Raw genomic sequence first — 12,707 nt, 5'->3', positions numbered from 1 at the left:
GCCTGCGAACGGGGCGGTTCCGTGAGGTCAGCCGCGTCGCCGGGGCGCCCGGGCGACCAGGCCCGCTCCCCCGACGACGACGAACGCGCCGAACACCCACCACGCCGCCGTGCCCCGCACGGCGTCGAGCGGGTCCTGCGGACGCTCGGGCACGGGCACGAAGGTGGCCTCCTCCGCCGAGGGTGCCTCGTGGACCGGGCTCTGCGGACCGGGGGCCGAGCCGTCGTCGACGAAGGACAGCGCTGCGTAGGGGGCGACGATGCCCCAGCCGAGCTGCTCGTCGGGCTCCTCGGGCACGGTGCGCACGGCGGTGGCGGTGAGTCGGTGGGCCCACTGCGCCGGCGTCTCGTCGGGGTGGTAGGACGCCACGAGCGCGGCGACGGCGGAGACGTAGGCGGTGGCGTAGCTCGTGGCCGAGGACTGACCGCTGAGGTAGCAGTCCCCGTCGTCGAGCCACACCGACCACACGGGGTCGCCGGGGGCGGCGACGTCGATGTGATCGCCGTGGACGGCGGTCTCCGAGGGGAGCCCGTCGATCGTCGAGGCGGTGACGGAGAGGACCTCGGGGTACGCCGCCGGGTACCGCGCGCCGGGCCCCTCGTCGGTGGTCTCGAGGTTCCCGGCGCTGGCGACGACGAGCGAGCCGGACTCCGCCGCGTGCCGCACGGCGTCCTCCAGGACCGGGTCGGGCTCGGTGATCGACTGGGAGACGTTGATGATCTGCGCACCCTGGTCGGCGGCCCAGCGGATGCCCTCGGCCATCCGCCCGGTGTCGGTGCCGTAACCCGCCTCGACGAGCCCGTCGTCCTCGTTGTCGATGAAGGTCCGGACAGGCAGGATCTGCGCCGCCGGGGCGATCCCGACCACCGCGGAGTCCTCGGCCTCGCGGGCGGCGATGACGCCGGCGATGGCCGTCCCGTGGTTGGTGACGTCGGTGCGGCCGTCCGTGCTCGACAGCGGCGGCCCCTCGGTGCGGCTCTCCTCGTCGGGCACGGAGCCCATCGGGTCCCAGCCGGGCACGACGACGTCCTCGCCCAGGTGGGGCTCGGAGGGGATGACGCCGGAGTCGACGACCGCGACGGTCACGCCCTGACCGCGGGTCAGCTCCCACACGCGCTCGTCGACGCCGAGCTGGTCGAAGACCGGGGAGGGCTCGGTGGGGGTCTCCTCGGGCACGCAGGCCTCGGGCAGCTCCGTGCGGACCGGCCCGGGCAGCACCGTGCCGGTGGCGCTCGCGCCGGTCCCGGCGCCGGCGAGCACCGGGACCGCCAGGACCGCGGCGGCGGCCAGCGCGGCAGCTGCCGCACCCGCTCGTGCGTTCCCGGGGACGGACGGGGCCCGGTGTCGGGGCGTCCCGTGCCCGGCGGCCGGCCGGGGCAGGGCCTTCCGGCGCGGCGCCCGGTGACGCGGGCTCACGAACCCTCGCCGGAGCTCGCGTCCTCGCTGGCGGCCTCGGTGTCCGACGGCGACTCGGAGGTCCCCTCGTCGCCGGACTCCCCCAGCGCGGGCAGGTCGAGCTGCTGCAGACCCGGCCCCTGGGGGAACAGGCGCACCCAGGGGCTCGGCACGACCTGGCGGTCCTCCAGCTCGTAGCCGAGCATCCCCAGGGTCTCCCCGCGGGAGCCGAGCAGGGGGTAGGCGCGTCCCGTCTCGTCGATGAAGAAGTCGGCGGTCAGCAGGCCGCCCCCGGTGCCGGAGACGAGCGCACCCGCGCCGCCCTCGATGGCGACGGTGTCGGAGGAGACCTCGGGAACGTCGGTGCCGGCGACCAGCGCGGACGTCTCGCTCATGGCGTCGGCGACGAGCTGCGCGCACGCGGTGACGCCCTCGGTGGAGGTGACGGCGGCGGTGATCTCGTCGGGCCAGTCGGCGGGGTCGGCGGGGTCGCCGGTGGGCATCTCGCCGAGGTCGGCGGGGGTGAGCTCGACGACATCGTCGAGGTGCGCACCGTCGCCGATGCCCCACATCGCCAGGCCGACCTCGCTGAGCGGGTGCAGCTCACCGGCGGCGCCGAGGACGTAGTGGTCGCCGTCGCCGGCGCCCCCGGTCATGCGCACGACCTGGCCGGCGACGAGCTCGGGCATCCCGGGCACGGGTTCGGCCATCTCCTGGCCGGCCCCCTCGGTGGCCAGCGGCGCCAGCGGCGTCCCGACGGCGAAGAGCTCGAGCCAGGCCGCCGAGGTCTCGGGGACGTCGACGGTGGACAGACCCAGGGCGCGCACGATCGCGTTCTCCTGGTCGGCGTCGACCTCGTGGCGGGTGGCCCCGGAGATGACCCACAGGGTGCCCTCGACCCGGACGAGGGTGGCCTCGCCCTCGGCGGGCGTGGCGTCGACGGTGGTGCCGGAGGTGTCCACGGTGGGCCGGCCGACCGCCGTCCACGTGGCCCCCGAGGCCGTGACGCACGAGAGCCAGGCGTCGTTGACGAGGTCCTCGGGCTCGGGCAGGGAGTCGGGCGCGTCCGGGATGCCGACCGAGGGGCCGCGGGTGACCCCGGCGACCTCCTCCTGGGACAGGGTGCGCACCTCCATCTCGCCGGCGCCGAGGACGAGGCGGGCGGAGGCGGTGTTGAGGACGGGGTACATCACGCCCTCGGAGGTGACGTACCGCGAGCCGTCCTCCTCGACGACGACGAGCGAGCCGTCGTCCCAGCCGTCGGGGACGCCGGGCGCCAGCCAGCGAGAGACGAAGCTGCCGGCGATGATGAGGCCGACGAGCACGAGGCCGCCGACGACACCGCGCCAGGGCTTGCCGGGCTCGAGCTCGCGCCCGCCCGGTGCACCGGAGACGAAGGAGGTGACGAGCCGCTGCCGGTTGAACCGCTGGGCGTCGAGGATGTCCTTGTTGCTGGCCATCTAGACCACGCCCGCCGCGAAGGTGGCCAGGGGCAGCACCGCCAGCACGCAGATCACCTCGACGGTGTCTCCCATCCGCTGCAGGCCCGGCCGGGGACCGGGGCTGAGCACGGCCAGCCCCACGATGGCCACGGTCAGCGCGGCCACCACGAGGGCGACGACGAGCCACCAGTCGGGGTGCACGACCACGGCCGTCAGCCCGGCGACGGCGCCGCCGAGGACACCGGTGGTCGTGGTGATGATGACGTCGCGGCGCGCGTAGATCTCGCGGACGCCGAGGATGAGGGCGAGGCAGACCACGAGGACCAGGGCGGTTCCCCACACCCCCGTGGCCACCGTGTGCGGGGTGGCGACGACGATCGCGGCGGCGCCCGAGAGGCGCAGTGCCAGCAGCAGCCGCGAGCCGCGCAGGAACTCGGCCCGGACGCGGGCGGCGTTGATCTCCTGCCGTTCGGCGTCGAGCTCGGCCTGGTCGCGCGGCACGGTCACCCGGATGCCGGTCATCGCCAGCGCGATCCACGGCGCGGAGGTGAGCACGATCCCCGACAGCGCGACGACCCCGGCGGCGACCTGACCGATGTCCAGCCTCGTGAGGAGCGGCAGTCCGCCGAGGGCGGCCAGGACCAGGCCGACGAGGACCGGCACGGCGGCGTGCTCGCGCACCGACCCCAGGAACGGCCAGGCCAGCAGGCCCACGGCCAGCACGCCGAGCCCGCCGAAGGCGAGCGGTTCGCCGGTCATCGGACCCACACCGAGGGCGAGGCCGCCGGTGAGGGCGAGCACCGCCGTCGAGGCGAGCATGGTGAGGCTGGCGGCCGACCGGCCCAGGGCGGCCAGCACGCCGGTCACGCCGAGGGAGAGCAGGGCCGCGGCCCCGGCGACGACCGGGACCAGGAGGGTGGAGTCGTCGGCGCTGAGCAGCACGACGCTGCCGGTGATCACCAGGACGAGGGTGGCCACCAGGGTCATGCGCGCGGAATCCGCGGGCGTCCAGGCCCGGTGCTGGGCCTCGACGGCGTCGGACACCGCCTCGACGAGGTCGTCGTAGACGCGGCCCGACGTGCCGGCGTCGCGGGCGACGAGGGAGAGCAGTGCCCCGTCCTCGATGCCCTGCGCGGTCAGCGACTGGTCGACGGCGAGCTCGGTGCCGTCGGTGCGGGTCAGGCGGTAGCCGGTGACGGCCGCGCGCACCTCGAGCATGCCCAGGCGGCGGGCCAGGCCGGGGACGATCTCCGCGACCGGCACCGAGCCCGGCAGGGCCAGGTCGGTGCGGTGCTCCCCCTCGACCAGGGTGACGCGGACGACGGTGCCCACCGACCGCCTGCTCACTGCCTGGCTCACGCGCTGCCCTCCGTCGTCGCTCGGCCCTGCGGCGGCCCGTCGGGCACGCCCCGGAGAGGATATCCGTCCCACCCTCCGGCGCAGGACGCGACGGCGGTGACCCCTGGCTCCCCCATGCCCCCGAAGGTGTCCGGGAGGTGACCTGACGGTGACTTTCCGTCGGGCCCTGGCCAGCGGCCGAGAAGCGCACCAATACTGGCCTCTCGGCAGGTCCCAGGGGTGGGGAGGTCTACCCGAGCCGACCCCGGGGTCGGCCAGGGCCGTGCCCGTAACGTGATCGTCGTCGTCGAGAGCGGGTCAAGCCGGATCGGCGGACGTCAGGCCCCCAGGGGCACCGGGTCCCACACGGTCCCACCAACCGGAAGAACCTAGGAGGACAGCATGAACGTCGTTGAGGCAGGCGAAGGCGCACTCGAGACCGCCGCTAGCCGGGTCGACGAGACCAAGCAGACGGTCGACACCGAGTTCCGGAACCTCGGGACGCAGCTGCAGAGCATCGGCACGCAGTGGACCGGTTCCGCCCGCATCGCGTTCGACCGTGCGATGCAGCGCTGGAACGAGGAGGCGACGCACACCAACTCCGTGCTCACCACCCTCGCCGAGAACCTGCGCGGCACCCAGTCGTCGTTCACCGCCCAGGACGAAGAGGGCACCACGAACTTCAACAACCTGCTCGGCTGACCGACCCACGATCACGAAGATTGCGAGACATCCAGATGAACGACATCCGCGTCACTCACTCCGCTCTCGACCAGGGCGCCGCCGACATCGGCAACGCCGGCAACCGCATCCGCCAGCACCTCGACGACCTGCACACGGGCACCGCCGACCTGCGCGAGCGCTTCCACGGTGAGGCCCGCCAGGCCTGGGACACCGCCAAGCACCACTGGGACCAGAACATGGAGGACGTCGACTCCATCCTCATGGCCATCGAGTCCCTCGTCCTGCGCAGCCGCGGCAACTTCGCCGACGCCGACCGCCTCGCGGCCAACAACTTCGGCGGCAACGTCTGACGCACGCGCGCCACGGTCGCGCCGGGGCATCGGTCCCGGCGCCTCCGTGGTTCTCGTGCGTCGCGGCGCCGCGAGGCGCCCCGCCGAGACCATCACCATCCACGCGGTGAGAGACGATCTGGAGGAACGGTCGGAATGAACATTGCCCTCAACCCGGAGGTGCTGCGCGCCCGGGTGGACCACCTGGCGTCCGTGGTCGACGACCTGTCCGACCTCAGCGACCGCATGCGCACGGCCGGGTTCGACCAGCGCGGTGCCTGGTCGGAGCTGACGACGGTCTCCCGCGTCGCCTCCCCGCTGGCCACCGCCACGTACGGGCTCGCCGGCGGGGTCGACGGGATGCTCCGGTCGACCGAGAACGTGCGCCAGGCCCTGCTCGACGCAGCCGCACTCCTGGAGACGACGGACGAGAACCTCATGGAGGACCTCGAGTCGCTCGGCCGGGACATCGAGAACGCCCAGAGCGCCCGCAGCGGCGGAGGCCCGCTCGGCGGCCCGTACCCCACCCTGGCCTGATGCGTACGTCTCGACCGGTCGCCGGCGCCCCGGCATGTGCCCTCGGGCTCGTCGCCGCGGCGCTGCTCGTGCTCACCGCGTGCGGGGACGAGGAGACGACGGCCCCCGCCCCCGAGGGATCGACCGACACCGCGGCCACCGCCGGGCCGGCCCCGTCCGAGGAGGCGGGCTCCGACGAGACCCCGTCCGAGGAGACGGGGTCCGACGACGCCGGCGAGCCCGTCGAGGCACCCACGGACGGCGAGGAGCCGTCGGGCGCCGAGGCGCCGTCGGAGGGCGACGCGGCCGAGGGCGGGGACACCGGGGGCGGGGACGCCCGCGAGCCGCTGCCCCCGGAGCTCGAGCCGTTCGACCAGGGCGAGACGATCGCAGAGCTGGACGAGCTGCGTCCCGGCGACTGCCTCGACACCCTCGGCGACGAGGCGACGACCGCGCTGGACTGCTCCGAGCAGCACGACGGCGAGGTGTTCTACACCTTCAACCTCGACGAGGGGGAGTTCCCGGGGGTCGACGCCCTCACCGAGACGGCCCGCCCGCAGTGCGAGGCGCAGATCGAGTCCTACCTGGGCGGCCCCTACGAGGAGGGGGACACCTTCCTCACGCTCTACCACCCCACCGGGACCACGTGGGCGTCAGGCGACACCGAGATCGTCTGCGTGCTCGTCCACTGGGACCCGCAGACCACCTCCGCCTTCGGCAACGGGGGGATCACCGAATGACCGCAGGACCCGGCGCCAGGCCCCTGACGCTCCCCCACCGCACCCGATCCGCTGCCTGACGCGACGACACCGCAGGAGAACCCATCATGTCCACCATCCCCACGACGCTGACGAACACGTTGGCGAACGTCGACAGCCTCGAACGCGGCACGCTGACCTCCATCCAGGACCGGTTCACCAGCTTCGCGGAATCGCTGAACGAGATCGCCGACAACATCCGTACGGCGTCCGGCGAGCTCGGTCTCGAGGGACAGGCCGGCGACGAGGCCAGCACCGGGTTCCAGGAGCTCGAGGCCTGGGCGCGGCACCGGGCCAGCGAGGCGACCGAGATCAACAACGCCATCGGCCGGGCCGCGGACGCCGCCGGGACGGCCCAGACGGACTACTCCAGCCAGCGCGAGGGGTGGAACGCCGAGGTCCGGTCCCCGATGTGGGAGGCGATGGAGGACGACTACAAGCAGAGCGTGGCCCAGTCCTACAACCGGAACGCCGGCGAGACGATCGAGTCCCTCGACTACGCCGTCGAGGACGCGATCGCGATGATCCCGGAGATCGAGCCCTCCACCGGGCGCCCGTACAAGGGGCAGGGCGGCGAGTCGGCCCCCTCGGGCCCGCCGGTGAGCTACACCCCCTCCGGCAACCCGCCGGGCCCGAGCGGCCCTCCCGGGGGCCCGGGCACCGGCCCGGACGTCCCGGTCTCCCCGCAGCCGTACGAGCCGTGGGAGCCGCCGATCATCCGGGACCCGCGTCCGCCGTTCGACCCGCCGGTCGTGCCGGACCCGCCGTTCGACCCTCCGTACGAGCCGCCGAACCCGCCGGACCCGCCGATCGTGCCGGACCCGCCGATCGTGCCCGACCCGCCGATCGTGCCGGACCCGCCGACGCCGGACCTGCCGAACCCGCCGGAGCGGCCTGACGGACCCGACGTCGACGCCCCGATGCCGACGCCCGCGCCGCCGCTTCCTACGCCGACCCCGCCGCCCGGTCCCGCCCCGGTGCCACCGCCCGGTCCCGCCCCGGTGCCGCCGCCCGGTGGCGGCATCGGCCCGCTGCCGGTCCTTCCTGGCGGACCCGGCGGCCCCGGTGGTCCCGGTGGTGGCGGTACACCGCCGCCCGGAGCTCGCCCGCCGTTCACCCGCATCGGTGGCCCCGGCCCCGGCGCCGGTGGTCTGGCCCCCCGTCCCGGCGGTGCCGGTGCGGGCGGGCGCGGCGTCCCGGGCATGCCCGGTGCCGGTGGTGCCGGTGGTGCCGGTGGTCGCGGTCCGGGTGCCGGACCCGTCGCCGGTCGTGGTGGTGCGGCGGGCACGCCGTCGCGCGGTGGCGCGGCCGGTGCCGCCGGTGGCCGCGGCGCAGCACGCCCCGGTGTGGCCGGCGCTCCTCCCCGTGGTGGAGCGGGTGCCCCCGCCCGTGGTGGTGCCGCTGCCTCCGCCGGCGGTCGCGGTGCGGCCGGGCACGGAGGCGCCGTCGGCGCTGCGGGGCGTCCCGCCGTCGGTGGCCAGGGAGCCGCTGGGCGTCCCACCGCCGCCGCTGGAGCCGCGGGCCGCGGCGCGACCGGTGCCGCAGGTCGTCCTGCTGCCGCGGGTGCCGCGGGTCGTGGCGGGACGGCGGGTACCGCCGGCCGCGGCGCCGCCCGTCCGGGCACGCTCGGCGCGGTTCCCGGTGCCACCGGTGCGCGCGCAGGCGCGGGCTCCGGCCGTGCGGCGACCTCCGGGCCGGCGCTCGGGCGCGGCGGCGCCGCCAACGCCGCGGGCGGCCGTGCCGCCACCTCGGGTCCGGCCGTGGGCCGTGGCGCGGGTGCGGCGGGTGGCCGCGGCGTCGGTGGCGGGATGATCGGCGCGCGGACCGGGGGCAAGGACAAGGAGCGCCCCGAGTCCGAGGTCGAGCACCTGGACAAGGTCGAGCAGCTCGAGGAGCACACCGATCCCGACGTCTCGGCCGGCGCCGGCAAGGGTGACCGTTCCGAGTCCCGGCAGGGACCGACGGTCGCCACCCAGACGGAGAACGACGACTGGTGACGGGCAGGGGGCGGGATCCACGGATCCCGCCCCCTCTCGGTCGCCCCGGTGCTGACTCGCACGAGGAGAGAACATGGCCATCGAGCTCCAGCCGGAGGTCCTTGCCACCCGCGTCCGGCTGCTCGCCGAGACCGTCGACGAGGTGGCGGCGATCCGCTCCGACGCCTGGGCAGGCCGGTACAACCACAGGCCGGGCTGGTCGGACCTCATCACGATCAACCGCATCGGCGACCGCGTCTCGGACGCGATGTACGACCTCGGGATGGGGATGACGAGGCTCCTGCAGGACCTCAGCGCGCTCTCGATCGCGCTGGAGGAGTCCGCCACCCTCATCGAGGGCGTCGACCAGGAGACCTCCGACCTGCTCTCGGAGACCCGCGAGCAGCTCTCCGACATGGAGCTCGGCAACTTCGACTGACCCGTCCGGAGGACCGGACGCCCACCACCGACCACCGCTGGAGCCAGGAAGCACGATGAGTGACCGCCCGACCTCGCTGACGGACAACCTCAGTCAGATCAGCCCGTTCCAGGCCACCCCCATCGACACCTTCACGACCGACCTCGGCGGGATGGCCGAGCGGCTGCGCGCGCTGGCCGACGACCTGGCGTCCGCCGCCGGCAACCTCGGCATCGAGGGGCAGGCCGGGGACGAGGCGGTCCAGGCCTTCGGGCGGGTGCAGCAGTGGGCGGAGTTCCGGGCCGGCGAGGTCGAGGCGATCGCCGAGGCGGTCGACTACGCCCGCACTGCCGGCTCCACCACGCAGACCTTCTACTACGACCTCAACGAGAGCTTCACCGCCGCCTACGAGGGCGGGAGCTGGGACGAGGAGCGCAAGGAGGAGTACAACCGCTCCGCCCGCGAGGCCATCGAGTCGCTCGACTTCCAGGTCGAGGACGCGATCGCCATGCTGCCCGAGATCGCCGACGGCTCGGCCGAGATCCCCGGTGGGGGCGGCTCCGAGGTCCCCGGCGGCGGGGGCGGGAGCATTCCCGGTGGCGGCGGTGGTGGCGCCGGTGGTGGTGGTGGTGGTGGCAGCGTCCCTGGTGGCGGTGGCGGGGGCAGCGCCCCCGGCATGCCCGCACCGGGCGGCCCCACCCCGCTCCCGGGCGGCCCGGGCACAGGCCCGGGCGGGAGCGACCTCGGCCTGGGTGGCAGCGGACCCGACCGGCCCCGCCTGGGTACCCCGTGGCCTGACTCACCCGACGACGGTCTCTGGGGCGGGCGTCCGCCCAACCTGGGGCTCGACGACCCGCGGTTCGAGATCGACCCGCTGCCCGACCCGCTCCCGTACCCGAGGCCCGAGCTCGATCCGCCGTTGGAGATCGACCCGCTGCCCGACCCGCTCCCACCCCCGGGCCTCGAGGTCGACCCGCCGATCCGTCCGCTGCCCGACCCGCTCCCACCCCCGGGGCTCGAGGTCGACCCGCCCGGCGGCGGCCTGGATCGCCCCACCTACTACCGGCCGCCGATGCCCGAGATCCCCTCCCCCGGTGGCCCCTCGGTCGACTCCGCGATGCCCACGGCTCCCGCACCCGGCGCCCCGAGCGTCCCGGGCGTCGGCGGTCCGGGGGCACTGCCCGGCGCGCCCGGCGGAGCCGGGGTCTCGCTCGGCGGTCCGGGTGCGATGCCCGGCGCACCCGGCGGCGTGGGGGCGCCTCCTGCGGCGGGTGCCGCCGGCATGGGCCCGATGGGCGGCATGATGCCGATGGGTGGCGCCGCGGCCGGCGCAGGTGGCCGCGGCTCGGGTGGTCGCGGTGCCGGCGGTGCACATACCACCGCCGGACGCGCCGGTGGGGTCGGCCCGATGATGGGCGGCGCGGGCGCAGGTGGGGCCGGTGGTCGTGGCAGCTCGCGCGCGGGCGCCGGCCGCACCGGAGCCGGTCGCGCCGGTGCTCCGCGGGGCGGGGTCGCTGCCCCGCTCGCCGGCGGAGCGGGCGGCCGTGGCGGTTCTCCGCGCGGGGCGGCACGCCCCGGTGTCGCCGGACGACCGGCAGGGGCCGGCCGGCCTGCGGGCGCTGTCGACGGCGCTCGTGGTGGCCCCCAGGGCGGCGCTCGTGGCGGCGCTGCCGCCGGCGGTGCCACCGCGGCGGCATCCGGTCGCGGCGGCGCCCGTGGTGGCGCGATGCCGATGGGCATGGCTCCGGCTGGCGGCCGCAGCGGCGGCCGCCGCGACGCGGGTGGGGCGAACTCCCCAGATCATCTCGACCCGGTCGACCAGCTCGAGGAGAACAGTGGCAGCAACGGACGACCGGTGGGCCGTCGCGGCAGCCGGGGCGAGTCCAGGCCGGCCCCGCGCATGCGGGTCCGCGACGAGTCGGACGACTGGTGACGTACAGGCGGGGCGTGCAGCCGTAGCCACGGGATGTTCGCCTCCACCGACAAGGGGGATGACATGAATCAGGTGGTACTCGAACCGGACGTGCTCGAGGCACGGGTCCGGCTGCTGGCCTCGACCGTCGACGACCTCGAGGGCCTGCGCGCTCGCCTGACGAGCGAGCGCGATCTCCAGACCACCAGCTGGGGCGAGGAGGTCCATGCCGCCCGGATGGGTGAGGCGGTGGTCAGCCGGCTCGGCGACATGGAAGGGGGGCTCTACCTCCTGCTCGAGGACCTCAATCGGCTCGTGTGGTCGCTCAACAGGTCCGCGGCCGAGATCCAGGGCGTCGACGACGAGACCCGCGAGCTGCTGCGCGTCACCGGGGAGCGGCTGCGTGGGTTGACCATGTCCACCATCGACGTCTGAGCCGATGAGCACCAGTGAGGAGAGCGGTCCCATGAGCTCCAGGGAATCGACCAGCCCCACGAGCACCGACCCCTTGGAGCCGACGGTGCTCACCCGGCACCTGGCCTGGATCAACACCTTCCAGGACGGCCCCACCCACGAGTCCAACGTCAGCTTCCAGACCCTTGCCGGCGAGCTCCACACCATCGCCGAGAACCTGCGCGGCGCACAGGCGGACCTGGGGATCACCGGTCAGGCCGGCGACGAGGCGGTGGGCGTGTTCAGCCGCATCGAGGGCTGGTCGCGACACCGGTCCGTCGAGGTCAACGAGATGTACTCCTCGATGGAGCAAGCCCGCGTGGCCAGTGCGGACGCCCACGGGGCCTGCGTCGAGTCCGAGATCAGCTACGCCATCGAGCGGCGCGAGAACTTCACCTCCGACGACAGGTGGCGGTACGACGTGCACGCCTCGGACACGATGCGGCACCTCGACATCCAGATCCAGACGGCGATCGATCAGATGCCCGAGATCGCCGACGGTCGCGGCGAGCCCTGGAAGGGGCAGGACGGCGAGATGGTGCCGGGGATCCGGACTCCCGCGCCTCCGCCGAGCATCCACGACCCGATCGAGACCGGGGACGACCAGTGGCGCATGATCCAGATCCCGGGCGGGCCGGAGCGGGGCGATCCGCCGCGGTTCGGCTGGGTGCCGCCGCCGAACGACGTCGTGGGCCCCATCCAGCGCCCGCCGCTGTTCGGGATCAACCCTCCGGTCGATCCGATCCCGTGGGAGCCCGACCCCGATGAGTGGGTGATCATCGATCCGATCCGTCCGCCGGACGGCGGGATCGTCGCTCCCCCGCCCGATGTCGACGCGCCCACCCCGGGCCCCACTCCCCCGCCCAGCGGTGGCGGTGGCGGCGGCGGTGCGCCCGGTACCGGCGCGCCCGGAGTCGGGGCCCCCAGTACCGGTGCACCCGGCGCAGGCGGGCCCGGCGGCGCTGCCGTCGCCCCGGTCAGCGGGAGCGTCGGCGGTGTCGGCCCGGTCGGTGGTGTCGGACTGCCGACGGCCACGCCGGGCGCCGGTGGCGCCGGCACCGCCGCGGTGCGGCCGGCCGTGGCACCGGGCGGCGTGGCGGGCGCGGGGCCGGGTTCCGGCTCCGGTTCGGGCTCCAGCTCTGGTGCCGGCGCGGGCGGACGCGCCCCGATGATGGGCGGCATGCCCATGGGCGGTGTCGCGGGCGCGAAGGCCGGCGGCCGCCGCCGGAAGCGGAAGGACCAGGAGGGCGCCGAGGCGCCGGCCGAGGTCGAGGAGCTCGAGCAGCCGCGCGGGCCGCGGATCATCGCGCGGCCCGAGGGGGCCCGGGCGAGTGGCCGTGAGGCGGCCCGGCCGGCACCTGCGCACCTGCGTGAGGGCGACGACCCCGCCACCGACCGGTGGTGATCGGCGAGGGACGCTGAGTTCCCGGCGCCACACGGACGGGCCCGGGCGAGCAGCTGCTCGCCCGGGCCCGTCCGTGCCTGC

Annotated in this window: 12 protein-coding genes; 9 read left to right on the top strand and 3 right to left on the bottom strand. The window is 75.2% G+C overall.

The genetic code is table 11. The features are described 5' to 3' along the window. Nucleotides 1-27: 27 nt before the first annotated feature. Genes AC3D3D_RS12175 through eccD form a run of 3 tightly spaced genes read right to left on the bottom strand, consistent with a single transcriptional unit; the run spans nt 28 to nt 4,196 of the window. Nucleotides 28-1,416: a S8 family serine peptidase gene (locus AC3D3D_RS12175; RefSeq protein WP_463661721.1), complete on the bottom strand. Its 1,389-nt coding sequence runs from the start codon at nt 1,414-1,416 to the stop codon at nt 28-30. Next, a complete protein-coding gene (eccB, locus tag AC3D3D_RS12170) occupies nt 1,413-2,855 on the bottom strand; it encodes a type VII secretion protein EccB (protein ID WP_463661722.1) in 1,443 nt (480 codons plus the stop codon). Before eccB ends, AC3D3D_RS12175 begins: the two co-directional genes overlap by 4 nt. Further along, nucleotides 2,856-4,196, bottom strand: a complete 1,341-nt coding sequence (gene eccD / locus AC3D3D_RS12165; protein WP_463661723.1) for a type VII secretion integral membrane protein EccD — start codon at nt 4,194-4,196, stop codon at nt 2,856-2,858. It abuts the gene before it with no gap. A 381-nt stretch (nt 4,197-4,577) separates the two neighbouring features. Here eccD and AC3D3D_RS12160 point away from each other — a divergent pair, with 381 nt between their 5' ends. The 9 genes from AC3D3D_RS12160 to AC3D3D_RS12120 all read left to right on the top strand — a co-directional run bounded on the left by AC3D3D_RS12160 (nt 4,578) and on the right by AC3D3D_RS12120 (nt 12,626). Continuing rightward, complete coding sequence (locus AC3D3D_RS12160; RefSeq protein WP_463661724.1) at nt 4,578-4,877, top strand: WXG100 family type VII secretion target; 300 nt, start codon at nt 4,578-4,580, stop codon at nt 4,875-4,877. Nucleotides 4,878-4,912: 35 nt separating this feature from the next. Next, the gene (locus tag AC3D3D_RS12155; RefSeq protein ID WP_463661725.1) at nt 4,913-5,209 is read left to right on the top strand and encodes a WXG100 family type VII secretion target; all 297 of its coding nucleotides are present in this window, start codon (nt 4,913-4,915) and stop codon (nt 5,207-5,209) included. Between the two features lie 135 nt (nt 5,210-5,344). Continuing rightward, the gene (locus tag AC3D3D_RS12150; protein ID WP_463661726.1) at nt 5,345-5,725 is read left to right on the top strand and encodes a hypothetical protein; all 381 of its coding nucleotides are present in this window, start codon (nt 5,345-5,347) and stop codon (nt 5,723-5,725) included. Further along, nucleotides 5,725-6,444, top strand: coding sequence for a septum formation family protein (locus AC3D3D_RS12145; RefSeq protein ID WP_463661727.1), 720 nt, complete (start codon nt 5,725-5,727; stop codon nt 6,442-6,444). Before AC3D3D_RS12150 ends, AC3D3D_RS12145 begins: the two co-directional genes overlap by 1 nt. 86 nt (nt 6,445-6,530) lie before the next feature. Continuing rightward, nucleotides 6,531-8,459, top strand: a complete 1,929-nt coding sequence (locus AC3D3D_RS12140; RefSeq protein WP_463661728.1) for a hypothetical protein — start codon at nt 6,531-6,533, stop codon at nt 8,457-8,459. A gap of 73 nt (nt 8,460-8,532) precedes the next feature. After that, the gene (locus AC3D3D_RS12135) at nt 8,533-8,877 is read left to right on the top strand and encodes a hypothetical protein (RefSeq protein ID WP_463661729.1); all 345 of its coding nucleotides are present in this window, start codon (nt 8,533-8,535) and stop codon (nt 8,875-8,877) included. 55 nt (nt 8,878-8,932) lie between these two features. Then, the gene (locus AC3D3D_RS12130; RefSeq protein WP_463661730.1) at nt 8,933-10,789 is read left to right on the top strand and encodes a hypothetical protein; all 1,857 of its coding nucleotides are present in this window, start codon (nt 8,933-8,935) and stop codon (nt 10,787-10,789) included. Nucleotides 10,790-10,852: 63 nt separating this feature from the next. Beyond that, on the top strand, nt 10,853-11,203 hold the full coding sequence (locus tag AC3D3D_RS12125) for a hypothetical protein (RefSeq protein WP_463661731.1): 351 nt from the start codon (nt 10,853-10,855) through the stop codon (nt 11,201-11,203). 31 nt (nt 11,204-11,234) lie between these two features. After that, nucleotides 11,235-12,626, top strand: coding sequence for a hypothetical protein (locus AC3D3D_RS12120; RefSeq protein WP_463661732.1), 1,392 nt, complete (start codon nt 11,235-11,237; stop codon nt 12,624-12,626). The last annotated feature ends 81 nt before the right edge of the window (nt 12,627-12,707 follow it).

The sequence above is a fragment of the Georgenia sp. X1117 genome, from assembly GCF_057784635.1.
This window is presented reverse-complemented; position numbering and strand designations above follow the sequence as displayed.

Coding starts and splice junctions, on each gene's coding strand:
- AC3D3D_RS12120 (WP_463661732.1), top strand. CDS start 11,235: ATGAGCTCCAGGGAATCGACCAGCCCCACGAGCACCGACCCCTTGGAG.
- AC3D3D_RS12135 (WP_463661729.1), top strand. CDS start 8,533: ATGGCCATCGAGCTCCAGCCGGAGGTCCTTGCCACCCGCGTCCGGCTG.
- AC3D3D_RS12140 (WP_463661728.1), top strand. CDS start 6,531: ATGTCCACCATCCCCACGACGCTGACGAACACGTTGGCGAACGTCGAC.
- eccB (WP_463661722.1), bottom strand. CDS start 2,855: ATGGCCAGCAACAAGGACATCCTCGACGCCCAGCGGTTCAACCGGCAG.
- AC3D3D_RS12145 (WP_463661727.1), top strand. CDS start 5,725: ATGCGTACGTCTCGACCGGTCGCCGGCGCCCCGGCATGTGCCCTCGGG.
- AC3D3D_RS12160 (WP_463661724.1), top strand. CDS start 4,578: ATGAACGTCGTTGAGGCAGGCGAAGGCGCACTCGAGACCGCCGCTAGC.
- AC3D3D_RS12125 (WP_463661731.1), top strand. CDS start 10,853: ATGAATCAGGTGGTACTCGAACCGGACGTGCTCGAGGCACGGGTCCGG.
- AC3D3D_RS12130 (WP_463661730.1), top strand. CDS start 8,933: ATGAGTGACCGCCCGACCTCGCTGACGGACAACCTCAGTCAGATCAGC.
- AC3D3D_RS12150 (WP_463661726.1), top strand. CDS start 5,345: ATGAACATTGCCCTCAACCCGGAGGTGCTGCGCGCCCGGGTGGACCAC.
- AC3D3D_RS12155 (WP_463661725.1), top strand. CDS start 4,913: ATGAACGACATCCGCGTCACTCACTCCGCTCTCGACCAGGGCGCCGCC.